The 24,309-nt window shown below is 70.8% G+C and carries 24 protein-coding genes and 1 pseudogene; 14 read left to right on the top strand and 11 right to left on the bottom strand.

Going from position 1 to position 24,309, the window contains the following annotated elements:
- Positions 1 to 207 precede the first annotated feature (207 nt).
- The 4 genes from CLV68_RS05190 (at position 208) to CLV68_RS05175 (ending at position 3,642) form a co-directional block, all read left to right on the top strand.
- Positions 208 to 504, top strand: coding sequence for a metal-sensitive transcriptional regulator (locus CLV68_RS05190; protein ID WP_092782234.1), 297 nt, complete (start codon positions 208 to 210; stop codon positions 502 to 504).
- Positions 505 to 591: 87 nt separating this feature from the next.
- Positions 592 to 765, top strand: a complete 174-nt coding sequence (locus tag CLV68_RS05185; protein ID WP_246009844.1) for a heavy-metal-associated domain-containing protein — start codon at positions 592 to 594, stop codon at positions 763 to 765.
- Positions 762 to 2,975: a heavy metal translocating P-type ATPase gene (locus tag CLV68_RS05180; protein ID WP_121389402.1), complete on the top strand. Its 2,214-nt coding sequence runs from the start codon at positions 762 to 764 to the stop codon at positions 2,973 to 2,975. The genes CLV68_RS05185 and CLV68_RS05180 overlap by 4 nt, the downstream gene beginning before the upstream one ends.
- A 325-nt stretch (positions 2,976 to 3,300) precedes the next feature.
- On the top strand, positions 3,301 to 3,642 hold the full coding sequence (locus tag CLV68_RS05175) for a hypothetical protein (RefSeq protein WP_092781452.1): 342 nt from the start codon (positions 3,301 to 3,303) through the stop codon (positions 3,640 to 3,642).
- A gap of 88 nt (positions 3,643 to 3,730) precedes the next feature.
- Here the strand turns inward: CLV68_RS05175 and CLV68_RS05170 are convergent, their stop codons facing one another.
- On the bottom strand, positions 3,731 to 3,934 hold the full coding sequence (locus tag CLV68_RS05170) for a cold-shock protein (RefSeq protein ID WP_026425160.1): 204 nt from the start codon (positions 3,932 to 3,934) through the stop codon (positions 3,731 to 3,733).
- Between the two features lie 380 nt (positions 3,935 to 4,314).
- Between CLV68_RS05170 and CLV68_RS05165 the strand changes: the two genes are divergently transcribed.
- On the top strand, positions 4,315 to 5,523 hold the full coding sequence (locus CLV68_RS05165; RefSeq protein WP_121389401.1) for a L,D-transpeptidase: 1,209 nt from the start codon (positions 4,315 to 4,317) through the stop codon (positions 5,521 to 5,523).
- A 91-nt stretch (positions 5,524 to 5,614) separates the two neighbouring features.
- Positions 5,615 to 6,379, top strand: coding sequence for a helix-turn-helix transcriptional regulator (locus CLV68_RS05160; RefSeq protein ID WP_121389400.1), 765 nt, complete (start codon positions 5,615 to 5,617; stop codon positions 6,377 to 6,379).
- Here the strand turns inward: CLV68_RS05160 and CLV68_RS05155 are convergent.
- From CLV68_RS05155 to CLV68_RS05130, 5 genes are all read right to left on the bottom strand, one after another.
- Positions 6,372 to 6,890, bottom strand: a complete 519-nt coding sequence (locus tag CLV68_RS05155) for a hypothetical protein (protein WP_121389399.1) — start codon at positions 6,888 to 6,890, stop codon at positions 6,372 to 6,374. The two genes, CLV68_RS05160 and CLV68_RS05155, sit on opposite strands and share 8 nt — an antisense overlap.
- Positions 6,887 to 7,417 carry a hypothetical protein gene (locus CLV68_RS05150; RefSeq protein ID WP_121389398.1) on the bottom strand — a complete coding sequence of 177 codons (531 nt, stop codon included), beginning with the start codon at positions 7,415 to 7,417 and terminating at the stop codon, positions 6,887 to 6,889. Before CLV68_RS05150 ends, CLV68_RS05155 begins: the two co-directional genes overlap by 4 nt.
- 206 nt (positions 7,418 to 7,623) lie before the next feature.
- Entirely contained in the window at positions 7,624 to 7,890 is a 267-nt protein-coding gene (locus CLV68_RS05145; protein WP_121389397.1) for a hypothetical protein, read from the bottom strand.
- Positions 7,887 to 9,092 carry a PPE domain-containing protein gene (locus tag CLV68_RS05140; RefSeq protein WP_170224103.1) on the bottom strand — a complete coding sequence of 402 codons (1,206 nt, stop codon included), beginning with the start codon at positions 9,090 to 9,092 and terminating at the stop codon, positions 7,887 to 7,889. Before CLV68_RS05140 ends, CLV68_RS05145 begins: the two co-directional genes overlap by 4 nt.
- A complete protein-coding gene (locus CLV68_RS05130; protein WP_121389394.1) occupies positions 9,092 to 9,544 on the bottom strand; it encodes a PE domain-containing protein in 453 nt (150 codons plus the stop codon). The genes CLV68_RS05140 and CLV68_RS05130 overlap by 1 nt, the downstream gene beginning before the upstream one ends.
- Positions 9,545 to 9,759: 215 nt before the next feature.
- Here CLV68_RS05130 and CLV68_RS05125 point away from each other — a divergent pair, with 215 nt between their 5' ends.
- From CLV68_RS05125 to CLV68_RS05115, 3 genes are all read left to right on the top strand, one after another.
- Positions 9,760 to 11,022, top strand: coding sequence for an MFS transporter (locus CLV68_RS05125; protein ID WP_121390976.1), 1,263 nt, complete (start codon positions 9,760 to 9,762; stop codon positions 11,020 to 11,022).
- Positions 11,023 to 11,404: 382 nt separating this feature from the next.
- On the top strand, positions 11,405 to 11,986 hold the full coding sequence (locus CLV68_RS05120; protein ID WP_121389393.1) for a PaaI family thioesterase: 582 nt from the start codon (positions 11,405 to 11,407) through the stop codon (positions 11,984 to 11,986).
- Between the two features lie 10 nt (positions 11,987 to 11,996).
- Positions 11,997 to 13,127, top strand: a complete 1,131-nt coding sequence (locus CLV68_RS05115; RefSeq protein ID WP_121389392.1) for a metallophosphoesterase — start codon at positions 11,997 to 11,999, stop codon at positions 13,125 to 13,127.
- Between the two features lie 333 nt (positions 13,128 to 13,460).
- Here CLV68_RS05115 and CLV68_RS05110 read toward each other — a convergent pair whose 3' ends face one another.
- Together CLV68_RS05110 and CLV68_RS05105 are read right to left on the bottom strand one after the other, a co-directional pair.
- A complete protein-coding gene (locus CLV68_RS05110; protein WP_121389391.1) occupies positions 13,461 to 14,507 on the bottom strand; it encodes an RICIN domain-containing protein in 1,047 nt (348 codons plus the stop codon).
- Between the two features lie 126 nt (positions 14,508 to 14,633).
- Positions 14,634 to 16,832, bottom strand: a complete 2,199-nt coding sequence (locus CLV68_RS05105; RefSeq protein ID WP_425454818.1) for a serine/threonine-protein kinase — start codon at positions 16,830 to 16,832, stop codon at positions 14,634 to 14,636.
- Positions 16,833 to 17,039: 207 nt separating this feature from the next.
- Between CLV68_RS05105 and CLV68_RS33695 the strand changes: the two genes are divergently transcribed.
- Positions 17,040 to 17,489 carry a hypothetical protein gene (locus CLV68_RS33695; protein WP_170224000.1) on the top strand — a complete coding sequence of 150 codons (450 nt, stop codon included), beginning with the start codon at positions 17,040 to 17,042 and terminating at the stop codon, positions 17,487 to 17,489.
- A 384-nt stretch (positions 17,490 to 17,873) separates the two neighbouring features.
- A complete protein-coding gene (locus tag CLV68_RS33690; RefSeq protein ID WP_170224100.1) occupies positions 17,874 to 18,047 on the top strand; it encodes a hypothetical protein in 174 nt (57 codons plus the stop codon).
- A 213-nt stretch (positions 18,048 to 18,260) separates the two neighbouring features.
- On the opposite strand, the gene CLV68_RS05095 is transcribed toward CLV68_RS33690, so the two are convergent.
- Both CLV68_RS05095 and CLV68_RS05090 read right to left on the bottom strand, forming a co-directional pair.
- Positions 18,261 to 19,235, bottom strand: a complete 975-nt coding sequence (locus CLV68_RS05095) for a glutamate ABC transporter substrate-binding protein (protein WP_246009668.1) — start codon at positions 19,233 to 19,235, stop codon at positions 18,261 to 18,263.
- An 11-nt stretch (positions 19,236 to 19,246) separates the two neighbouring features.
- Positions 19,247 to 20,569 (bottom strand): hypothetical protein, encoded by a 1,323-nt coding sequence (locus CLV68_RS05090; RefSeq protein ID WP_246009667.1) that lies wholly within the window; start codon positions 20,567 to 20,569, stop codon positions 19,247 to 19,249.
- A gap of 226 nt (positions 20,570 to 20,795) precedes the next feature.
- Here CLV68_RS05090 and CLV68_RS05085 point away from each other — a divergent pair, with 226 nt between their 5' ends.
- Both CLV68_RS05085 and CLV68_RS34930 read left to right on the top strand, forming a co-directional pair.
- Positions 20,796 to 21,023 (top strand): hypothetical protein, encoded by a 228-nt coding sequence (locus CLV68_RS05085; protein ID WP_092781492.1) that lies wholly within the window; start codon positions 20,796 to 20,798, stop codon positions 21,021 to 21,023.
- Positions 21,024 to 21,036: 13 nt separating this feature from the next.
- Complete coding sequence (locus CLV68_RS34930) at positions 21,037 to 21,627, top strand: DUF5134 domain-containing protein (RefSeq protein ID WP_121389388.1); 591 nt, start codon at positions 21,037 to 21,039, stop codon at positions 21,625 to 21,627.
- 108 nt (positions 21,628 to 21,735) lie between these two features.
- On the opposite strand, the pseudogene CLV68_RS05075 reads toward CLV68_RS34930, so the two are convergent.
- Positions 21,736 to 22,731, bottom strand: a pseudogene (locus CLV68_RS05075) (MFS transporter); the annotation flags it as partial.
- 678 nt (positions 22,732 to 23,409) lie between these two features.
- On the opposite strand from CLV68_RS05075, the gene CLV68_RS05070 reads away from it, so the two are divergent.
- The gene (locus tag CLV68_RS05070) at positions 23,410 to 24,162 is read left to right on the top strand and encodes a transposase family protein (protein WP_121389386.1); all 753 of its coding nucleotides are present in this window, start codon (positions 23,410 to 23,412) and stop codon (positions 24,160 to 24,162) included.
- The last annotated feature ends 147 nt before the right edge of the window (positions 24,163 to 24,309 follow it).

The following is a 24,309-nucleotide window of genomic DNA, read 5'->3' as shown; positions in this document are numbered from 1 at the left end:
GTGAGGCTATGAGACAAGTCGCCGCGCACACAGCCCCCCGAGGAGTGAACCGCAGTGCACCCTCGGTAGCCGTCCGTGACATCTTTTCCGACAGCGGTCGATCGACCGCCAGGAGTTGACCACGGCGGACCACCCGACCGGGGGTTGCCGGGAGATGATCGACACAGCCGCCACCCACCCCTACCCCCTATGGGTATCCTCGACGGCATGGAGCACGAGCACACGCACCGCCCCAGCGCCAAGAAGGACGCCCACCTGCGCAGGTTGCGCCGGGTGGAGGGGCAGGTCCGCGGCCTGCAGCGGATGGTCGACGAGGACGCCTACTGCATCGACGTGCTCACCCAGGTCTCCGCCGCGACCAAGGCGCTGCAGGCGTTCGCCCTCGAACTGCTCGAGGAGCACATGGCCGGCTGCGTGGTCGACGCCGCGCGCCAGGGCGACGAGGCCGCCGCGGCGAAGGTCAGGGAGGCGGCCGACGCGATCGCCCGCCTGGTCAAGTCCTAGCGCCGCGGGCAGCAGCGCTCCAGACAGAAGAGTCCTACGGGGAGGAACACCGAAGTGTCCGAGCAGACCACCTACACCGTTGCCGGGATGACCTGCGGCCACTGCGCCGCGTCGGTCACCGAGGAGCTGACCGCGATCGGCGGCGTCTCCGGCGTCGAGGTGGACCTGGCCACCGGCGCGGTCACCGTGACCAGCGCCGCCGCGCTCGACCGGGGCGCCATCGCCGCCGCGGTGACCGAGGCGGGGTACCAGCTGACATGACCACCGTGGAGCGGCCGCCCCAGCGGGTCGAGCTCGCCATCGGGGGGATGACCTGCGCCGCGTGCGCCGGTCGGATCGAACGCAAGCTGAACAAGCTCGACGGGGTGCGCGCCTCGGTCAACTACGCCACCGAGCGCGCGACCGTCGAGGTCCCGCCCGGGTACCCCACCACCACGCTGGTCGACACGGTCAGCAACGCCGGGTACCAGGCCAGCCCCGTGCCGGACGAGCCCGCGGCGGAGGGCACCGGCGTCGACGACGCCAGGCTGCGGTTCCTGCTGTCCGCGGGCTTGAGCGCGCCGGTGATCGCGGTGTCGATGGTCCCGGCCTGGCAGTTCCCGACCTGGCAGTGGGCGGCCCTCGCCCTGTCGTACGTCGTGGTGCTGGTGTGCGCGTGGCCGTTCCACCGGGCGGCGGCGGTCAACCTGCGGCACGGCGCGGCGACGATGGACACGCTGGTGTCGATGGGCGTGGGCGTCGCGTTCCTGTGGTCGGTGTACGCGCTGCTCTGGGGTGGCGCGGGCGTGCCGGGGATGACGCACGAGTTCAGCTTCCTGCCCGCGGACCACGGCCGGGCGGACATCTACTTCGAGGTGGCCGTCGGCGTCACCACCTTCCTGCTGCTGGGTCGCTGGCTGGAGGCCCGCTCGAAGCGGCGGGCCGGTGCGGCGCTGCACGCGTTGCTGGCGCTCGGCGCGAAGGACGTTGCGGTGCTGCGCGACGGGGTCGAGGTGCGGGTGCCGGTCGGCGACCTGCGGGTCGGCGAGCTGTTCGTGGTCCGCCCCGGGGAGAAGGTCGCGACGGACGGGGTGGTCGAGGAGGGCTCGTCCGCGGTGGACCGGTCGCTGGTCACCGGGGAGTCGGTGCCGGACGAGGTCGGGCCGGGCGCGGCCGTGGTCGGCGGGACGGTCAACACGAGTGGTCGGCTGGTGGTGCGCGCGAGCAGGGTCGGCGGGGACACCCAGTTGGCCAGGATGGCGCGGCTGGTCGAGCGGGCGCAGACCGGCAAGGCCCAGGTGCAGCGGCTGGCGGACCGGATCTCCGCGGTGTTCGTGCCCGTGGTGCTCGGGATCGCGGTGCTGACCCTGGCGGGCCGGCTGGTCGCGGGCGCGTCGGCGGACAACGCGGTCACCGCCGCGGTCGCGGTGCTGGTGATCGCCTGCCCGTGCGCGCTCGGGCTGGCGACGCCGACGGCGCTGCTGGTCGGCACCGGGCGGGGCGCGCAGCTGGGGATCCTGGTGAAGGGTCCCGAGGTGCTGGAGTCGACCCGGCGCGTGACGACCGTGGTGCTGGACAAGACCGGCACGATCACCACCGGGCGGATGTCGGTGGTCGACGTGGTGCCCGCGCCCGGGGTCGACGTCGAGCGGCTGCTGCGGCTGGCCGGGGCCGTCGAGTCGGCCTCGGAGCACCCGATCGCCCAGGCGATCGCGGCCAGGGCGGCGAGCACGGCCCGGGTCGAGGAGTTCCGCAACGCCGAGGGCCTCGGGGTGACCGGCGTGGTCGACGGCGGTCGGGTCGTCGTGGGGCGGCCGGGGTTGTTGGCGCGGCACGGGATCGAGCTGCCCGAGGTGCTGGTGTCGGCGATGGCCGAGGCGGAGGCGAGTGGCCGCACGGTCGTGGCCGCGGGTGCGGACGGCGTGGCGCTCGGGCTGGTCTCGGTGGCCGACACGGTCAAGCCGACCAGCGCGGAGGCGGTCGCCCGGCTGCGCGCGCTCGGGTTGCGGCCGGTGCTGCTGACCGGTGACAACGAGCGGGTCGCGCGGGCGATCGCGGCGGAGGTCGGCATCACCGACGTGGTCGCCGGGGTGCTGCCCGCGCAGAAGGTGGCCGAGGTCGAGCGGTTGCGGGCCGGGGGTGCCGTGGTCGCGATGGTCGGCGACGGGGTGAACGACGCGCCCGCGCTGGCCGCCGCCGACCTCGGGTTGGCCATGGGCACCGGCGCGGACGCGGCGATCGAGGCGGGGGACCTGACCATCGTGCGCGGCGACCCGCGGCTGGTCGCCGACGCGATCGCGCTGTCGCGGCGGACCCTCGCGACGATCAAGGGCAACCTGTTCTGGGCGTTCGCCTACAACGTCGCGGGCATCCCGCTGGCGGCCCTCGGGCTGCTCAACCCGATGATCGCGGGGGCGGCGATGGCGTTGTCAAGTGTCTTCGTGGTCGCCAACAGCCTGCGGTTGCGCGGATTCCGCCCGGTGGCGGAGTGACAGCAGGGGTCGGCCGGTGCCGCCGGAAGATCATTTCCGCAGGTCACTACCGGTGGGAAGGCCACCAGGCAAGGCGAACATCAGGTGAACATTGCCGGCAAATTTTCGCACCGAGCCCTCCCGTGGAGACCGGTGCGCGTGCAACAATCGTGGCGCTGACACACCCCCGGTCAGCACCTGTGGAGATCCCCTCCGGCCCCCGCGTTCCTCCCCCTGGCGCGGGGGCCTCTCCATACCCGCAGGTCAACGCGCTGGCCCCGCGAAGGTTGCTGTGTCGCCAGTCACACCCGCTGCGGCCTCGCGACCGAAACGTTATCGTGTCCCGGTGCCTTTTCCCTCTTTCGGACGCAGCCGGACCGATCTCAAAGCGGTCGGCACCAGCACCGGGCGCCACCGCACGGTGGGGCAGCAGCAGGTCGAGGACACCCTGCCCGACCACGAACTGGAGTCCTACCTCGCGGCGCTGTCCCCGGACTCCGACGCCGAGACCACCGGTTCCGGTCGCCGCTTCGGCTCCGCCGAGGTCTTCCAGCTGCGGCTGTCGCTGATGGCGACCGAGCAGCTGCGCGAGCTGGCCGCCTACCGCCAGACCTCCCCGATGGCGCTGGCCCAGGAGTGGGTCATGCAGCGCCTCGAGTGGGAGGCGCAGCAGCTGCAGCGCCGCTAGCCCCCGGACCACCCACCACGGAACCCCGACGGTGACAGGCCCCGAACCCGCACGGGTTCGGGGCCTGTCCGTTGTCCAGCGCGGTGAACTACAGCGGGACGACGTTCGTCGCCTGCGGGCCCTTGGTGCCCTGCCCGACCTCGAACTCGACCCGCTGGTTCTCCTCAAGGGTGCGGAAACCCTTGCTCTGGATCTCCGAGTAGTGCACGAAGACATCGGCGCCGCCGTTGTCCTGCGCGATGAAGCCGAAGCCCTTCTCGGAGTTGAACCACTTGACAGTGCCCTGTGCCATAAACCTGCCTCCATCGCAGGAGCATGGGGCTGCACCGTGCAACCCCGGGCCGCCCTCGGGCGATACTCCCGCCTACCTCAGCGGAAAAGCAGCGCGCCCGCGTAGTCGTTCCGCGAGCGTGAATCGCACGAACACAGAAACCACGGCCTGCAAACGAAAGCGTATCGGCTCGGCAGGGGCCGCACTACTGCCTGACGGGCGCTCGGCTAGCCCAAGCGGGTGATCTGCTCCAGCACGCTCCGAAGTGGTCGCATCGCTCTCCGGATTCGACCGTCCGGCAATGGAAAGTGACACGAGTCACACTTGTTCCGGTCAACGATCCTCCCCGCCGCGGCGTCGTTATCAGTGTTCGAATGGCTTGTGGGGGAAGGGAAGTCGCGATGGGTGCGTGGAGCGGACGACGGCGGGGGCCAGTGGTCGGGTTGGTCGGCGCGGCGCTGGTGGCCGTGCTCGGCCTGAGCGGGTGCACGTCGGGGGAATCGATCGCCGCGACGGGGGGACCCGGCGCGGCCGAGCAGACCACCCAGGCACCGGCGAAGCCGTCCGCGAAGTTCACCGCGACACCCGCCGCCGACGCCAAGGACGTCAGCCCGGGCGGCCCGATCACCGTGGCGGTCGCCGACGGCGCGCTGGAGGCGGTCACCCTGACCAACCCGGATGGCAAGCAGGTCAAGGGAGAACTGGCCGCCGACAAGAAGACCTGGGCGGTCACCGAGCACCTCGGCTACGGCAAGACCTACACCTGGGCGGGCACCGCGCTGGGCACCGACGGCAAGAGCGCCACCCTCGCGGGCTCGTTCACCACGGTCAAGCCCAAGCGGACCGCCAAGGCGAGCCTCAACACCGGTGACGGCCAGACCTACGGCATCGCGATGCCGGTCGCGGTCGTGTTCGACGCGCCGGTGAAGGACAAGGCCGCCGTGGAGAAGGCGATGACGGTCACCACGACCCCGGTCAACGAGGGCGCGTGGGCCTGGCTGGACGACAGCACCGCGCACTGGCGCCCCAAGGAGTACTGGAAGCCGGGCACCAAGGTCGAGGTGGCCGTCGACATCTACGGCGTCGACCTCGGCGGCGGCACCTACGGCCGCGACGACGTGACCTCGGCGTTCACCATCGGCCGCGCCCAGGTCGTCAAGGCCGACACCAAGACCCACCGGATGCTCGTCTACCGCGACGGCGTGAAGACCCAGGACTTCCCGGCCTCGATGGGCCTGGAGTCCGACCCCGGCCGGGTCACCAAGTCCGGCACCCACGTGGTGATGAGCAAGCACGCCACCTACGGCATGACCAACCCCAAGTACGGCTACGAGAACGTCGTTGTCCCCTGGGCCGTCCGCGTCTCCAACAACGGCGAGTTCGTCCACGGCTACGCGGGCTCCATCCCCGACCAGGGCAAGCGCAACGTCTCCCACGGCTGCGTCAACCTCGCCCCGGCCAACGCCAAGATCTACTACGACTCCGCCCTCGTCGGCGACCCGGTCGAGATCACCGGCAGCACCCAGCAGCTGGGCAAGGCCGACGGCGACTACTACGACTGGGCCCTCTCCTGGGACAAGTGGACCTCGATGTCGGGCGCCGCGAACTGACCCAGCAGGACCCGGGGGTGGCTTCCACTGCGGAAGCCACCCCCGTCGCGTGTGCGGGGCCGGTGCTGGTCGGGCGGCTAGGTTGTTCGGCATGGAGGCTGAGGTTGCTGCCGGGGAGTTGGTGGTGCGGGCTTCTGGGGCGGTCGCGGCGGTGATGGCCATCGAGGGGCGGGGGCGGGGAGAGCCGCAGCAGGTGCAGGTTCTGTTGCGGGCTGGGGTGGGGCGGGTGCCTGCGGCGGGGGTGGCGTTGGGGTTCGGGGAGTGTTCGGTCCGGGTGCGGGGTGGGGTGGTGCTCATCTCGGTGGCGGCGGGGAAGTTGTCGATCGGGTTCGGGGAGTTGCGGCCGCTGTTGTTCCAGCCCGTGCCGTTGGCGCGGGGGTTGCAGGCGTTGGTGGCGGCCTCGGTGGGGCACCTGGTGGCGGCGTCGGGGTCGCTGGATCCGCACGGGGCCCGGGCGTACGTGGTCGGCTTGGCGGAGCTGGTGTTGCGCAGTGCCTTGCGGACCGAGCTCGACCGGGCCGACGCGCTGGCGACCCGGCGCCGGGCCGCGGTGGACTACATCCGCGAGCACCTGTCCGATCCGGCGCTCGCCGCCGACCGCATCGCCGATGCCCTGTTCATCTCGCGGCGCAGGCTCTACCAACTGTTCGACGACGGCGACGGCGTCTCCGGTCGTATTCGCGCGATGCGGATCGAACGGGCCAGGGAACTGCTGGCCGACCCGGCGCAGGGTATTCGCGGGATCGGCGAGATCTCACGGCAGTGCGGTTTCGCGAACGCGGCCCACTTCTCGCGGACGTTCCGCAAAACCGTCGGTGAGTCCCCCAGCGACTACCGGGACAAACTGCTCAGGTGAACTCCAACGAGGTCACCAGTTGGCCGAGGAGCCCAGCCAGTTCCCACCAACCCCGCCCCGTCGCCGAGTGCAGGGTGAACACCGCGACCCGGCGGGTTCCCGGGTCGAGCACGACGGCCTGGAGTTGGCAGCCGGGAGAAGCGGTGATCCGCTCGACCACCACCACCGGATAGCCGCGTTCGGTGCAGGACTCGGTGACGTCGGGGATGTCGTCTTGGCCGAGGTGGGCGCACAGGTCGGCGGCGGTGCTGGAAGCCGTTGGCGCATCGGTGGTGGTGAGCAGCGCGGTGAGGACGGCCGGGTCGGCCGCCGGGTGGGTGACGGTGGCGACCAGTCCGGCGCCGCTGCTGTGCGCGAGGTCGGCGGCTTCCCGGGCGGACTGGGCGACACCCGGGTCGTGGCAGGCTTCCCGGCCGCGGGTGGCGAGCATGAGCGCGGTGAGTTCGGCGGCGGTGCGCTCCGCCGAAGCGAGCGTGACCGGCGTGATCCCCTCGACCGCGGCCAGTCTCACCGCGGTCGCTCGACGACGGTGATCGTCCCGCCCGCCTGCGGCGCCGACCGCAGCCCGGCGGCGAACGCACCCACGGCCCCGGTCGGTCGTGCCGCGCTCGCGGGAGCCGCGATCAGACCCGCCATCGCCGCCGAGGTGGTGGACATCCGGTGCAACAGGTCCGCGATGGACCGTACAGCGGGAGCGGACTCGATCACGTTGCCGCGCAAGGAATCCAGCTGATCCGCGACCCGGTCGGCCGCCAGTTCGTGGTCAGCGGCCAGGGTCCGCGCCGCACGGAGCACGGCGTCGAGGCGATCCTTGAGGTCACCAAGCGTGGACTCGGCCGCAGCGTGCCGAGCGGCGGCGTCCGCAGACCGGGTGAGATCGACCTCGTCACGCCAACGGTCCACATCGTCCTCCACGCTCGCGATCCGACGGCGCAGCGCCGTGGCCTCGCGGTCGAGTCGCTCGGCCGCCACCTTGGCGGCCACCAGGGTCTGCACCCATCCCATGAGGACGGTCGCCGCTTCGCGCAACACACCCACCCGCGCCGCGATATCACCACCCCGCAGCCGATCGGCGAACCCCGAAGCCGCCGCACCGGTCCACCCGGAGGCCGCTTCGCGCCCCCGCTCAACAGCCGAATCCGCCTGTTCCAAAGCTTCCGCCGCCGCGAGGTACCCCCGGGCAAGATCAGCGACAGCCTCCGGATCACCAGCAGCCGGATCGAACCCCAAACCCGGGTAGGTGCTCATCGCAGGCGGTTTGTGGTGTTGGTGTCGTCTCGCAGGTAGCCATCTCTCGTTGCCGTGACGGCGTCGGCGGTGTCTCCGAGTGTTGACGCGAGTGCGGTCAGGGCGTCCTGGGTGTCGGCGGTGAGGGCGGCGACGACCGTGTTCAGTCTGCCGGGGCCTGCGTGGACGTGGTCGAGGCGGATGTCGGTGAGCGAGGTGGTGGCGTCTCGCAGGATCGTGGTCGCGGTGGTGAGTTCGCCGGGGTCGACGGTGTAGCCGGTCATGCGCCGAACACCTCGGGGTAGGCGGGGGGCAGGTCGTCGAAGAAGTCCATGCCCTCCATGTAGCGGTTCTTGTGTTCGAGGTCGTCCTCGCCGTTGGCGCCTGCGCCGCCCATCGGCGGGTACATCCCACCCGCGGCCCCCGCACGCCCAGGCGTGCCCTCAACTAGACCGCCGCCGGCACGGCCACCGCCGAGTCCGCCCGTGCCGGAGAAAGCGCCGCCACGCGGCACTGCGTCACTGCCGGTCCGCGCCCCGCCGAAGCCGGGCCCGAAGCCGCCGCCGTACGCACCGCCAGCCTGACCAGGGCCGTAACCAGTCGCGCCGGGGCCGTAGCCGGACGACGTGTTGGGCCCGTAGCCCGTGGTCGAGGGCGGCGCGTAGTTGGACACATCGGTCCCGCTGTCCGGACCGTTCGGCTCGGGCGGGTTCGGTGATGGGACTGGGGGGACCGGCGGGACCGGCGGCTTCTTGGGCCCGGTGGTCGGCGGCGGCCACGGGGTGGGCTGGTGGATCGGGGTGTAGTTGATCTTCGGGACCTGGTTGTCGCCGGGGCGCGGGGCGGGGGCGGCGGCGGTGTAGTCCGGCAGCGCGGTCCGCACCTGCTGGCTGTGCGCGGCGAAGGTGTTCATCACGCGCACGGCCTCGGCCTTGGCGTTGTCGTGCGCCGCCTGCTTGGGCTGCTGGTCGTCGGTGAGCGCCTTGAGCAGGATCGCGTCGCTCGGGTCGCGGTCGACCTTGATGTCGTAGCCCGCGTCGAAGTGCTGCCTCGCGTAGTAGAACACCGGCTCCGGCATGGTCTTCTGCGCGTGGACCACGGCGTCGGTGAAGTTCGACAGGCCCTCGCCGATGCGGTCGGTGGTGTGCGCGGCCTCGCCAGCCCACTGCGTGAGCCGGGTGTTGGACTCGGCCGCGTTGCGAGCGGCGGGACCGCGCCAGGTGCCGAGCAGGTTCTGCAGGATGTCCTGCACCTCGCCGGTGGTGCCCGCGATCTGCTTGGACAGCGCGGCCCACTGCTCGGCGCGCTCACCCAGCAGACCCGGCCGCGCCTTCATGACCATGTTGTAGAGGCCCGCGTGGTCGTAGTGGTCCCAGTTGACCTGGTTGAGGTCGTCGAGTTCCCGGTTGCGCGCGCGGCCCGCCTTGTCCCGCAGCTGGGCAGCCGTGTGTCCGTGGTCGTCGGCGTACGCGTGGTGATCCGCCATCAGAGCGCACCTCCCGCGTGCCGGATCGCGTTCTCGGCGTGCTCGTCGACGCCGCGGTAGGCGGCCAGCGTCGCGCTGATGGTGGCGCGCACCTCGGCGAGCTCCTCCAGGTAGTTGGTCAGGACCTTGCGCAGGCCGTCGGTGGTGTCGGCGCGCCCGAGGAACGTCCGCGACATCGCCGCGGCGACCGGACCGGCACCCGCCGCGAGCGGCTCCCCGAGGTCCTCGGCGGCCCGCAACTGGGCGACGAGGTCCTTCTGCAGTGCGGCCAGGTCGGTCTCGGCCCGCTGCAGCGCCGCGTAGTCGACCTCCAGCCCGTCCGTGCCCGATCCCGTGATGGTGAAGTCCCCCTGGGGACCGGCCACCACGTCGACCACGAGCTCCGCCCGCGTCACCGGCTTCAGCTGGGCGCGAAGCGCCTCGGCCTCACGCGCGTTGTGGACCCACGTCATGTCTTTCCTCCACCCGCCTCTCCACCACCAGCGTGACCGACCGTGATCCCGCGTTCTACCCAACCCGGGCCCTTGTGCACAACTGGGCACGTCCGGCGCTCACACGGTCATCAGCGCCGGTTAAACGGTGACGTTACCCTCCACGAGTGAGTGAATCAGGCACGAAGGAGAAGCCGGGACCCCCTGCGGTGCGCCGAGCGGTGGCGGCGTCGGCGATGGGCAACTGCATCGAGTGGTACGACTTCGGCGTCTTCGGGTTCATGCCCGCCGTCCTCGGCGCGGTGTTCTTCGACGCCGCCACCCCGACGGAGAACGTGCTGGGCACCTTCGCGGTGCTGGCGGTGGCCTTCGTCGCCCGGCCGTTCGGCGGGTTCGTGTTCGGCCCGCTCGGCGACCGGATCGGCAGGCGCAGGGTGCTGGCGGCGACGATCGTGCTGATGTCCGGGTCGACGTTCGCGATCGGACTGTTCCCCTCGTACCAGACGGCCGGTGTGCTGACCCCCATCCTGGTGGTGCTCGCCCGGCTCGTCCAGGGCTTCTCGGCGGGTGGTGAGTACGGCGGCGCGGCCACGTTCATCGCCGAGTACGCCCCGGACCGGCGGCGCGGGTTCCTCGGCAGCTGGCTGGAGTTCGGCTCGCTTGGCGGGTACCTGCTAGGCGCGGGCGTGGTCACCACGTGCACCATCGCGCTCGGCGACGCGGCCATGGCGGACTGGGGCTGGCGGATCCCGTTCCTGGTGGCCGGTCCGCTCGGGCTGGTCGGGCTGTACCTGCGGACCCGGCTGGAGGACACCCCGCTGTTCGCCGAGATCACCGCCAAGCACCAGGTGGAGGCGTCGCCGCTCAAGGCCGTGCTGCGCACCCAGTGGCGGCCGATCCTGCACCTCATCGGCTACATCGTGCTGCTCAACATCGCCGATTACGTGGTCCTGACCTACATGGAGTCCTACCTGACCACCACGTTGGGACTGTCCGGTCGGACACCGCTGCTGGTCATCATGGCCGTGATCGTGGGGATGATGGCCCTGGTCGGCCCGGTCGGCGCCCTCACCGACCGCCTCGGCCGCAAACCGTTCCTCTACGCCGCGTGCGCCGGCTTCCTGGTCCTGCCGATCCCGGCCTTCACGCTGATGGACGCGGGCAGCACGACCGCCCTCGTCGCGGGCCTGGCACTGATCGCGCTGCCACTGACGTTCCTCCTCGCGACCATCCCCTCCGTCCTCCCCGCGATGTTCCCCACCCGCGTCCGCTACGGCGCGTTCGCCATCGGCTACAACCTGTCGACCGCCCTGTTCGCCGGGACAGCGCCGTACATCGTGACCAAGCTGGTGGACGCCACCGGCGACCAACTCGTCCCCGCGTACTACCTGATGGGCGCCGCCCTGATCGCCGCCGTGCCCATCTACCTGCTGCCCGAGACCGCAGGCAAACCCTTGCGCGCCCTCGACGAAGACCCGGCCCCGGTGCGGACCCGCTGACCGTGTGCGCGGCCACAGCGGGGCAGGGGCGCTTACGCGGCAACATCGCGGTCGGAGAGCGGTAAGCGCGCAGCCAGGCACGAATAGGCGATCGGCTCGTGTTCGGCACACGCGTGGTCACAGGCGTCGATCTCAACATCGGGCATCCTCCGACGCCGGGCACCGCACGACCTCGATGAGCGACACGCGGAAGCTCCACCTCTCCACGCGTGCATCTGCGCCGATCCCGGTCGGACTCGACCGCCGCGGATCCGATGGGGTCTGCTCGGGACAGATGCGATGAACACCCGTCGTGAGCACGCCGAAGCGGTGGCGCGGCAGCTTTGCCTCCCGGCCGGGGCGTGTGCGCGGCCACAGCAGGGGCGTTGCCTACTCTTCGGTAATGAGTCGAACCGCTGATGTGTGGCCGCCCGTGGCGGTGGAGTTGCCGGAACGCCATGAGGACACCCCGGCGCCGGGGACGGACCTGCCGCCGCACTACGCGTACTGCTTCGGGTGTGGTGATCGGCAGGAGGACGGGCTGCACCTGCGGGCATCGGTCGGCGAGGGGCAGCGCATCCGGTCCCGGTTCACCGTGACCGAGGCCCACCAGGGCGCACCGGGGCTGGCCCACGGCGGGCTGCTGGCCTGCGCGTTCGACGAGGCGCTCGGCACAACCGTGGGGAATCTGCTGCGCAGGCCCGCGGTGACCGGACGGTTGGAGACGGACTTCCTGCGGCCGGTCCCGGTGGGTACGACGCTGGTGATCGACGCGCGGCTCGACGGGGTCGCGGGGCGCAAGGTCTACGTGAGCGCGGAGGGCCGGATCGACGCCGAGGACGGTCCGGTGGCGGTGCGGGCGCGGGCGTTGTTCGTGCTGGTGGAGTTGAAGCACTTCATCGACAACGGGCGCGCCGAGGACCTGCGGGCGGTCGCCGCCGACCCCAGCCTGCTCGGGTCACGGCCGGTGGAGCTCAATCCGTAGGCTGGGCAGCATGTTCATGGCCGTGGTCGGGCTCGGTGTGCTGGCGCTGCACCTCTACCTGTGGAAGCGGTTGGTGCGCGACACCACCAGGACGGCGCGGGCCAGGCGGGTCGGCACGGTCGTGCTCGGGGTGTTCGCGCTGCTGGCGGTCGCCGCGCTGGTGCTGCCCCGGTTCGTGGGGGTCGCGGTCGCGGAGTGGTTCGCGTGGCCGGGCTACCTGTGGCTGGCGGTGTTCTTCTACCTCCTCCTGCTGCTGGCCGTGCTGGAACTGCCCCGCCTGGCGCTGCGGAAGTGGACCAAGCCCAACGGCGAGACCGACGAGAGCAGGCGGCTGTTCCTGGCGCGCGCGGCGGGCGTGGTGGCGGGTGCGGCGTCGGCGAGCATCGTGGGCGCGGGCACCGTGTCGGCGCTGGGCCCGCCGACGGTGAAGCGGGTGGCGGTGCCGATCGGCGGGCTGGCGCCCGGGCTGCGCGGGTTCCGGATCGCGGTGGTCAGCGACATCCACCTCGGCCCGCTGATGGGCCGCGCGCACACCGAGCGGATCGTGCGGATGATCAACGAGACGCAGCCGGACCTGGTCGCGATGGTCGGCGACCTCGCCGACGGCACGGTCGCCGAACTGGGCGGTGCCGCGGCCCCGCTCGGCGACCTGGCCGCGCCGACCTACTTCGTCACCGGCAACCACGAGTACTACTCCGGCTACCAGCCCTGGATCACCGAACTGGAACGGCTCGGCCTGAACTACCTGCACAACGAGAACACCCAGATCGTCCACAACGCCACCGCCTTCACCCTCGCGGGCGTGACCGACGTGACGGGCAAGACCTTCGACGACGGCCCGGACATGAAGAAAGCCGTGGCAGGCAAGGCAGGCGCGACCGTCCTCTTAGCCCACCAACCCGTCCAGGTTTCGCAGGCCGCCCAACTCGGCGTCGACCTCCAACTGTCCGGCCACACCCACGGCGGCCAACTCTGGCCGTTCCACTACGTCGTGCGCGCGGCCCAACCCGCGGTGTCCGGTCTCTCCAAAGTGGACAACACCTGGCTGTACGTCACCAACGGCGCAGGCTCCTGGGGCCCACCCGTCCGCGTCGGCGCCGAGCCGGACATCTCCGTGGTCGAGCTGACTCCCGGTTCCTGAGCACCCCGGCTGCGTGCTCGCGAGTGACCCTCTCGGCGGGCAACTCAGCGGCAGCTGAGACCGAACAGTGCCCAGCATGCGGCCGAGCAGAGTCGGTCTGGCGCCCACTTATCCCCAACCCCCCGAACCATCCACAGCCCACCGCGCGAACCTATTGACACATCGCCGACCCCGATAATCTCAGGAATGGGCCCCCGGCCCCCGGGAGGGTGGGCCCCGGTCGGCAGAGTGGATCTTGGTTGGCGGCGATCGGCGCCCGTCGATGAGAGGCGCACCCTCGACGAGAGGCTCTCTGGAGCCCGGTCGGCGGGGTTGGTCGTGGAGCCGGGTGGGCTATTTGCAGTCGGTCGGGGGTGTCTTGGCTGCTTTCAGCACGATCGAGCTGAGCTTCGAGTCGGTGCCGTCCTTGGCGGGGATGACGATGGTGGCCTTCTGCGTCCAGGTTTGGCCGCCGGTGTCGAGGGTCCAGGTGCCGGTGACCTTCTTGACGAGGGCGGCGCGGGTGACCCAGCCGTACTCGCCTGGTTTGAGGGTGATGGTGACGGTGTCGGTGGTGGCTTCCGAGCCGATCCAGCTGTGGGCGTAGTTCGCCTGGATCTGGGTGGTCACCGTTGCCTTGATGCCGAGGTCGACGCCGACCTGGACGCCCACGGTCACGGTGCCGCCCACCGTGTTCTGCCAGCCGACGGTCTGGTTCCAGGCGCGCGAGTAGGTGGCGTTGTTCGGGGTGCCGTTCTTGACCAGTTGGCTGACGCAGGCGGCGGGTTCCAGGTAGGCCGGGTACTTGGTCTTGTCCTCCTTCCAGCCGCAGGTCCGCGGGTCCTTGTCGCAGCGGGCCATGGCGTACTCGACGGCCAGGGTCTTGGTGCCGGGCAGGGTGCTGGTCACGCCGATCTTGAAGGACTGCAGCGCGTTGCCCGCCGCGCAGCCGTCGACGTAGACGTAGCCCTCGTCGTCGAGGGTCCAGCAGGAGCCGGTGTCGACCTGCTTGACGAAGAAGCTGGAGAAGTCGTTCGCGAACGGCACCAGCACCCAGCGCTGGCTGCTCTGGCCGACGCACTCCCACTGGTCGAGGTAGTCGTTGGTCCGCCAGACGTCGACGCAGTTGCCGCTGGCCAGGTTGCGGATCCGGAAGGTGAAGTCGGCGTTCTGCTCGACCTTCCAGAACGACCGGTCACCGAGCGCGCCGCCGAACTGGAGGTAGGAGTGCGCGTCGCCGGGGTCCTCGATGTCGAGCCCACCGCCGAACGCGGCGCTGGTGAACTGCAAGCAGTTGAGCGACCCCGGCGACGCGCACCCGACCGGGGTCGCCGATGCCGCCGTGGGGGTGATGACCGCCGCCACCAGGACGAGCAGCACGAGCATCGCCAGTCTGCGCATGGCCGACCCGCTTTCGGTTGTCCTATCCGGACTTCCGATCGTGGGCTCCTCAAGGCGGGGCAGCAATCCCCGGGAAGGGTCGCTGAACCACCTCTTCTAGCTACAGCGCCCACCTTGCGGGGAACATCAGGTCAGCGTTCGCGGGCGGATGGCGTTCGCCTTGTCCACCAACGCATGCCGCTGCTCCGGTGAACTCGCGAGCCGCGCCAGTGCCCGGTAGCAGCGTTCGAGGCCGAACCGGAGCTCCCGTTCGGACAGTTCGCAGCCCAGCACGGTGCGCTGCGCGTTGGACGGGTTGGCGCCCGGCTTGCCCGCCTTCACCCAGCCGTACGCGGCCTCCAGCACCTCCGCCGCCAGCCGGGTCCTGCGCTCGGCGTCCAGCGCCAACCGCTCCAGCCGCTTGGCGGCGTCGTGCAGCTCGTGCTCGACGACCCGCTCCACCTCGTGGCCGCGCGCCTTGACCTTGATCGCGGCGACCTGCGCGGCGACGTGGTGGCTGGAGGTGTCGGGCACCGCCTCCAGCACCTCGATCGCCCCGGCCCGGCCGCCCTGCGCGAGGTACACCCTGGCCAGCCCGAACGCGGCGCTGACGAAGGAGTGGTCGGTGCGCCAGACCAGCTCGTAGAACCGCGCCGCGGCGAAGTGGTCGCCAGCCAGTTCGGCGCTGACCGCGAGGGCCAGCTTCGGCGCGATCTCACCCGGCACCGCGTCGTAGACCCGCGCGAACGCCTCCCGCGCCGCCTTCGGGGCGTTGTTGGCCAGCGCGAGCAGGCCGTGGAACCAGTCGGGCCGCCAGTCGGCCGGGGACCTCGGCATCCGGCGCACCGCGTCCAGCTCGGCACCGGCCGCGCGCAGGTCGCCCTGGTCGAGCCGGGCCTTCACCATGCGCAGGCGGACCTCGATCGAGTCCTGCGGCGCGCCTGCCAGCGCGGCGACCAGCTCGGCGGGCTCGGTGGCGGTGATGCTCGCCAGCGCCACCGCGGCCGGGTCGTCGGCGTCCACCAGCGGCAGCGGCAGCACGGTGGCCACCTCCGCCGGGCTGGGCACCGGCAGCGCGTCGGAGGCGCCGAAGGTCCTGGTCTCCAGACCGAACACAGTGGACAGTCCGGGGCGCGGTTTCCCGCTGCCGAGCGCCATCACCTCACGCAGCACGCCGGTCAGCTGGTCGGCCATCTCCTCGGCGGAGGTGAAGCGGCGGGCCGGGTCGGCGTGGGTGGCGCGGTGCAGCACCCGGTAGTAGCTGCCGAACAACGCGAACAGCGGCTCGGCGTCGGGGCCGGGCAGGGTGTGCTTGTAGCGGGTGGTGTAGCCGGCGAACTCGATGGACAGCACGGCCAGGGTCCTGCCGACGGTGTAGATGTCGGAGGCGATCGTGGCGCCCTCGGCGGCCAGCTCGGGAGCAGCGTACCCGGCGGTGAAGAACAGCGGGCTCTCGTAGTCGTCGGTCTTGCGCACCGCGCCGAGGTCGATGAGCTTGAGCTGCTCGCCCGCCTGGATCACGTTGTCCGGCTTGAGGTCGCAGTAGAGCATGTCGATGCTGTGCAGGTACCCGATGGCGGGCAGGATCTCCAGGCCGTAGGCGATCACCTGGCCGATCGGCAGCGGCTCGGCCCGCCCGGTCTGCCGGTGGTGCTCGAGGGCGAGCTGGCGCAGCGACTGGCCGCCGACGTACTCCATCACGATGTAGCCGACCATCGAGCCGGTGTTGGGGTCCGGGTGCTCGACGAAGTTGTAGATCTTGACGACGTTCGGGTGCTCGACCTCGGCCAGGAACCGGCGCTCGGCGACCACCGAGGCCATCGAGGTCGCGTCACCGGTGTCGATCATGCCCTTGAGCACGACCCAGCGGTCGCTGACGTTGTGGTCCTTGGCCAGGTAGATCCACCCGAGACCGCCGTAGGCGATGCTGCCGAGCACCTCGTACTGGCCGCCGACGAGGTCGCCGCGGAACAGGCGGGGCCGGAAGTTGAAGTCCTGCCCGCAGGTCGCGCAGGTGCCCTCGGCCACGCCGGGCTCGCCGTCGACACCGCGGCCGACCTGGGCGCCGCAGTTGGTGCAGAACCGCTTGTTCTCCGCGACGACCGGGTTCTCCAGCACCGCGCTGGCCGGGTCCTTCACCGGGACGACCGGCACCTCGACCAGACCGGCGCCCAACCGGCCCCGGCCGGACGCGCGCGAACCGGTCCGGCGGCCGGTGCCGGGGAACGAACCGGACCCGGTGTCGGAGCGGGTGAGCAGCTCGGTCTTGGGCGGCTCCTGCTCGTCCTCCGGCTTCGGCGGCACGATGCTCTGGGTCAGCGTGGTCTCGGCCAGCACACTGGTCAACGGTGAGTCGTCCGGCGGGGCGAACGGGCTCGCGTCGTCCGGGATGGAGTGCCGATCGGTGACGTCGGCCGCGCTGGTGTCCGGCCTGGGGCGCGGACGGGCGGGCGGTGGACCGGCCTGCGGACGGGCGAACTGTCCTGAGTGGACACCGGGCGGCGGGGGGATGGGGTGCGGACCGGTCCGCGAACCGGGCCTGGGCGGGAACGGGTGCGGACCACTGGAGAACTGGCCCGGCTGCGGGAACGCGTGCGGCCCGGTCGACTGCCCACCGGGTGCGGCGTGACGACCCGGCCGCCGCGCAGGCGGCGGCTGGGACTGACCACCCGGCGGGTACGGGGCGGGCTGCCGGGGGCTCGGCGACGGCCGGGACCGGGGACCCGTCTGCCCAGGCGGGGTCGGCTGCGACGGCTCACCCGGTGCGGGCGGCCGGAACTGCTGTCCCGGCTGAACCTGCGGCATCGGCTGCGACTGCTCACCGGGCGCGGACGGCCGGAACTGCCGCCCTCCCCGCGCCGACTGCTCGACCGGCGCGACCTGCCGCAAGTGATCGCTGAACGCCTCGGGCTGCACCCGCACCTGCTGGAACTGGGACACCGCCTGACCGTGCTCACCCGGTGCGGGCGGTCGAGACTGCTGCCCGGCCCGATCCGGCTGTGACTGCTCGCCGACCACGGGCTGCCACGCTTGATGGCCCTGAGCCTCTGGCCCCACCTGCTGGAACTGGGACACCGACTCGGGCTGCTCACCCGGTGCAGACGACCGAGACCGCCGACCAGCCCGATCCGACTCGGACCGCTCACCAGCCACGGGCTGCCACGCCTGATGGCCCTGTCCCTGCTGGACTTGAGCGACCGGCTGAGACTGCTCCCCAGGGGCAGCCTGCTGAGACTGTTGACCAGTCAAATCCGACTGAGGCTGCTCAGCAGACGCGGGTTGCCAGGCTTGAACGCCCTGCGCCTCGGGCAGCACTTGCTGGAGCTGGGAGGCATCCCCCGGGGCGGGTTGGTGACCGGTGGGTTCTGGCTGGGGCCGCGACGGTGATTGCTCAGCCGATGCGAGTGGCCGGGGCTGCCCGTCCACCTGCTGGGCGTCGCCAACGGCGTGCGGCTGCTCCAGCGCGACCTGCTCGTCGGCTTGTTCGGGTTGGTCGTGCCCTGCTGGCTGGAGCTGCTCCCCCGCCTGCTCGTCTGCCTGCACCTTCGCGTCCGGGGGTGAGTCCAGCTCGGTCAGCGGAACCGGCCGCCCGATCGCGATCTGGTCGGCGGGGGCCTGCCAGACCGGGGAGGGGCGGACGACCTGGGTTGGTGGGGCGGGGTCGTCGATGGGGGACTCCTCGCGGGCAGGCGTGTCGAAGTTCCAGCGGGCCGGTTTGGGGGTGGGTTCCGGCTCGCCCGGCGCGGTCCTGTGCGTCATCGGGGGCACCTCCGCTCAGTCCCGGTACCTGGCGGGCGGCGGCGCGGCGCGGTCGCCTGCCTGGGCCAGCCACTTGGTGTAGCTCGACACCCAGGAGCCGTTGGTGACCGAGCGCTCCAGCACCCCGTTGACGAACCGCGTCATGTCCTCGTACTGCTTGGGGATGCCGATGCCGTAGGGCTCCTCGGTGAACCGGGGGCCGACCATCTTCACGTTCGGGTCCTGGGCGACCATCCCGGCCAGGATGGTGTCGTCTGTGGACACCGCGACGACCTGGCCCTGCTGGAGCATCACCAGGCAGTCCGACCAGTTGTCCACCGCCACGATCTCCGGCGGGGCTGGCGACTCGCGCAGCCGGGCGATCGAGGTGGACCCCTTGCTGGCGCAGACCCGCTTGCCGCCCAACTGGTCGATGCCGGTGATCGGCGACGCGCGGTCGACCAGCACGCGCTGGCCCGCCACGTAGTAGGTGGTGGAGAAGTTGATGTCGACCCAGCGCGAGCAGGTGGCGGTCATGGTCCGGACCACGATGTCGACCTCGCCCTTCTTGAGCGCGTCGATGCGCTCGGCCGAGGTGATCACCTTGTACTGCACCTTGTTCGGGTCGCCGAAGATGGCGGCGGCGACGTCGCGCACCCGGTCGATGTCGAAGCCCTCCAGCGCGTTGCTGGTGGGGTTGCGGAAGCCGAACAGGAAGGTGTTCTGGTCGACGCCCGCGATGAGCCGCCCCCGGTCCTGGATGGCGCGCATGGTCGAGCCGGTCGGCATGTTGCCCGGCTGCGGCGTCGTCGTGCCGGGACGCAGGCTGGCGGTCGGGTCGCACGGCGGGACCTGGGTGGCCGCGCCGGTGGTGGTCGGCGGGTTCACCTCGACCCCGACCGGCTGCGGCTTGTCCACTGAGGACACGATGGCCAGGTCGACCGGCCTGCCGGACGAGGCGCAGGCCGTCGCGCCGAACGCCAACACCAGGGTGAGCAGGACACCCCTCATCGCAGTGCCCCTCATCGGTACTCCCGCAGCCGCTCGCGGATGCCGAAGGTGATCCCGGCGGCCGCGACCACGGCGAGCACCGCGATACCCGGCACCAGGCCGGTGAGCGCGTTGCCCGCCCTCGTGGTCTGGGTGAAGAACTCCTCGCGCCCGGCGTTGAGCGCGGTGATCAGGTTCTTGTCGAGCTTGCCGAACGCGGCGGCGGCGCTGTCGGGCGCGTCGCCGATGGCGACCTTGACCGCCTCCTCGTACTGGCCGCCGTCGTCGAGCTCGCGGATCTTGCGGTGCGCGTCGGCCCACGCCTGCGCGTTCTGCACGGCGAGCTGCACCTCGCCTGCCATGGCGTCGCTGGAGGCGAGGTCCTTGGCCTGGCGCAACAGGTTCCCCGGCCCGTCGCCGGTGATGGACGCGGCCAACTGCTGCCACTCCTGCTCGTAGCCGGGGCCGTCGCCGCGGGCCACCAGGGTCAGCGTCTCGTCCGCGCGGCACTTGAGCGAGTTGATCCTGGCCTGCACCAGCACGTCGACCTGTTGGGCGCCACCGCGTTCCGCGTCACCGACGTGGCTGGACAGGACGATCATCGCGATGGTGCCCCAGATCATGGTGAGCGCCACCGCCGCGGTCGCCGCGACCAGGCCGATGTTGAGCAGCCGGTTGGTCCGGCGGGTCAGGTACCGCTGGGTGAGCACCAGGGCCACCAGCAGCGCGGCCATCAGCAGGATCGGCGCGAGCGGGATCGACCTGGCCGACTCCTGCTCGGCCTGCAACCGGTCGTAGTTGATCTCGTAGAGCTGCTCGGCCGCCGGCAGCAGCTTGGACCGCATCAGCCCGGACGCCTCGCGCAGGTAGGCCGCACCGGCCGGGAAGCCCTGCCGGTTGTTGGCCCGCGCGGTCTCGACCAGTCCGGCGTAGACGGGCAACTGCTGCGACAGGATCTCGACCTGCGCGGCGGCCTTGAGGTCACCGCCGACGTCGGCGGACGCCTTGCCGAGCGCGGTGCCCGCCTGCGAGATGTCGAACTCGTAGCGGGTGCGCAGCGGGGCGGGCTCGACGCCGCCGGAGAGGAACGCGCTCGCCGCCGTCGCGTCCGCGTCGGACAGCGAGCGGAAGATCTGCTGGGCCGCTGTCGCCAACGGCTCGCGGTGGGCGACCAGGTCGTCGAGGGTGTCGCGCTTGGCCTGCGCGGTCAGCGCGGCCACGATCCCGGTGATCGCGGTCAGCACGAGCAGCGCGACGGCCACCAGCGACAGCCGCCCGGGGGTGGTGTTCGCCGAGCGGGTCACCCGCCCGAGCGCCGAGGGACCCGCCGACCGCTGCGGCGCCGCCGTCACCACGGGGTCACACCCAACCGCACGTCCCCGCCGCCTTCCCTCCGCTGCCCGGTCGAGTCGAACTTAGTGCAGCGGTATGCCCCGAGCCACCAAGTCGGCGATGTCGGCGACCAGGTCGTGATCCGGCGGGGGTGGACACAGGCGGTCACCGGGGGGTCCCACTTGTGCGCGCGGTAGTCGCTCGGTTGCTGTCTGGATCGCCGTCCGCCCTGGTGGGACCGTGACTGGCATGAACGGGAACACTGAGCACAGCATGAAGCACATCGCGACGTTCTGCGGGCAGTGCAACTGCGGCTGTCCCGAACTGTGGATCGACCCCGACGCACCGGAGGAACGCCGCGTGGTGATCACCGACGACTTCGGCCAGCGCATCCAGATGAGCCTGGGCCAGCTCAGCGACCTCGTCGACGACGTCAAGAACGGCGTGGTCGACCAGGTGCTGGTGGCGGGCAGGTAACCGGCCGGACGACGTGGCGGACCCGGTATGGCTCGGCTGGCTGCTCACCGCGGCGTTCCTCGCGATCGCCGGGTACGGCGTTGCCCGGCTGGTCGTCGCGGCGCGGCTGCCCGCCGCCGGTTACCGGGGCTGCCACCGGGCGGTCGACACCGCCCACACCACCATGGCCCTCGGCATGGCGGTGATGTGCTCCCCGGTCGGCGGCCCGCTGCCCGCCGCCGGGTGGCAGGCTGTGTTCACGCTGGTGACCGCCTGGTTCCTCGGTGCGACCCTGCTGCGTGGCCACCGCGCCCCGATCGGCTGGCACGGCCCTGACTGGCAGCACGCCGTCGCCGGTCTCGGCATGCTCTACATGCTGCTGGCGGTCCCCCACACAGCGCACTCGATGTCCGTCTCGTGGACGGGTCCGCACACGGGCTCGGCGGCGCTACCCGCACTCGGTTGGGCTTTCGTGGCGTTCTTCGCCATCCAGGCCGTCCGGTTGGGACCCGCGGTCCTGCGCGGTGACCGAGGTGCCGGTCTGCTCACAGACGGCCGCGTCGCCGCCGCCTGCCAGTTCGTGATGGCCCTCGGGACGGGGTACGTCATCTTCGTGCTGCTGTAGCCCCCTGGCCAACCACGCTGCACCGACTCCGAGCGCCGCGAGCAGGGCGAACGCCAGGACGGGACGGTCGAGCAGGGCACCGACGGCTAGGGACACCACCACGCCGCCCGCGTTGCCCGTCATCCAGATGAGGGACGTGACCGGCCCCGCTGTGGCCGGGTCAGCGCGTTCGACCATGGCCAGGGCGACCGGGAGCGCGGACAGGAGAAAGAACCCGAGCGGGAGGCCGGCGGCGATCCCGGCCGTCGGGGCGAAGCCGAGCACCACGCATGCGAGCGCGGTGACGAAACCGGCCAGTTGCAGCGCACGCGGCTCGACGGCCCTGCGCGCGGCGAATGGTGGCACGAGGACACACCCCGCCACTCCCGCGACCAGCATGGCCAGCAGCAGGAGCCCCGAGGTGTCGGCACTGATGTGCGCGGGAGCGAGCAACGGCTCCAACCAGGTCGCAAGCGCGACGAAGATCCCCATCCCGAGGAACACGATCGCGGCCAACACGGGCACCCCAGGCTCACGAACCACCCTGAGCGGCGAGACCTCGGACTCGGGACGCCACGGGGGCACAACCCGCAGAGCGAACAGACCCGCGACAGCCGCCACCACCGAGATCACCCCACCAACCGCCACGACAGCGGGCACATCGGACGGGATGGCCGTGCCGACCCCGATGGCGATGATCATGCCGAGGTAGGTGGCCCCGGCCCCGATCGCAATCCCCAGCGGCCGGTGCTCCGGCTTGAGGTACGCGGCAGCGACCCTGGTGATCGCGTTCGCCAGGATCGGCTGCGCAATCGCGGCCAATGTCTGCCCTACTAGTGCGGCCCAATAGGCGTCTTGGGTGACCCTCAGTGCCGCGCCCGCAGCAATGAGCACCGCCCCTGCCGCGAGCGTTGGTCTGAGCGCCCGATCAAGCGCCATCCCGGTCGGCACCGCGAGCACCACGAAGAGCAACGGGAACAGATTCGCCAACCACCCGACAGCCTCCTCGGACACCCCGAAATGCCGCGCGGCAACAGTCGTGGTGGCCGCATAAGCCAACCAACTCACCTGCGTAGCCACACCGAGCGCGGCAAACGCAACCACAACCGGCCACCGAGAAGACATGGGCGAGTATCAAATACCCCTCTCGCCCCCGTCAACGCCCGACAAAGACTCGGCGACGTCGGCCCCCGAGCACGCCCACCACAGTCATCGCCCGAGCACGCCCCTCACAGTCTCAGTCCCCACCCGGCCCTCACGATCTTCGGTCCCAACGCTCCCCTCCACGACGGTGGCCCCCAACCGGCCTTCACGATCGTTGGCCCAACCGTGCCCCTCTAAGGCGTCGGCCCACAACCGCCCCTCTCAGACGTTGGCCGACCACGCGCTCCTCTGATCCGCTGGTGCCAGGCCGGCTCGATGGGGCGGACTTGTTTTGTGTGGGGGAGAATGGCCCGTAGCGTCGTTCGCGGCAGGGCCTGCTTTTTGGCCCCTGCTTTGCGGTTCTGCCACGGGTTGTTCAGGGGCCCCGCGCAAAACAAGTTCGCCCCATCGAGCAAAGCTCGAAACTCGCGCTCCGGCCAATGCCGCAGGCGAGGCGTTGATCGTCGACGCCGCAGGCGAGCACGAGAGCCAGACACCCTCAGCTCAAGATCAAACCCGCCACAGCAGCCCCCGATATGCAGAGGGTTATTCAGGAGATTGTCTGTCCGAGTCTTGTGCGACCCCTGATCATGTGGGCGGCGGCCCGTTTGAGAGAATTCGGTTACCACGCCAAAACTCTCACACAAACGGACCGCCGACATGTATCATACCACCGGCCTGCGCCGGGATCAGGTGACCGATCTCTGTGCGACCATTCACCGGGAAACAGTGGATGTGGATCGGCGTTGGCCGCCGTGTCTGGGGTTGTTCACCTCGGTGGTGGTGGCATTGACGTATCTGCGCCGGAACAGGGTTCAGGTGGAGTTGGCCGAGACCTTCGGGGTGTCGCAGTCGACGATCAGTCGGGCGATCACCGCGATGACACCGTTGCCGGCGAAGTTGCTCGCCGAGTGCGTGCCCACCGTCGACGAGTTGGACTCCCGATCGACCTACATCGTGGACGGTACATTGTTGCCGTGCTGGTCATGGGTGTCGCGCGAGAAGACCCTGTACTCGGGCAAACATCGCACGACCGGGCTCAACGTCCAGGTCGCCCGCACGCTTGATGGCCGGTTGGCGTGGGTGTCGGATCCCTTACCCGGCAACTGGCATGACACTCGTTGCCTGACCGACTCGGGTGTCCTCGACAGGGATGTCTCCCACTGGATGGGAGACAAAGCCTATGTCGGCATGGGGATCCTCACCCCGATCCGCACACCCGCCCGCCGCGAGTTGGTGAAATGGGAGAGGAACTTCAACCACGAACACAACGCGATCCGCGTCCGCGTCGAACACGCCATCGCCAACCTCAAGACCTGGCGCATACTCCACACCGACTACCGGCGCCCTCTCGCCACCTTCGCCACAACCATCACCGCCGTCCTCGGCCTGCAATTCTACCGCCAAGCCTGAATAACCCTCACAGCCTACCGAGCACCACCGACAAAACGCCCCAACCGAGCACCCACCCTGTGGACAACTCTCCCGCCGCCCCCTTACACAACCCGAACCTCGCACCCCCACCACCCTTAACCGCCACCCACCAAGGTCATCCCCATC

It is taken from the genome of Actinokineospora cianjurensis, assembly GCF_003663795.1.
Classification (GTDB): Bacteria; Actinomycetota; Actinomycetes; order Mycobacteriales; family Pseudonocardiaceae; genus Actinokineospora; species Actinokineospora terrae.
Note: the sequence above shows the minus strand (reverse complement) of the source record. Positions and strands in the feature narration are given on the sequence as shown.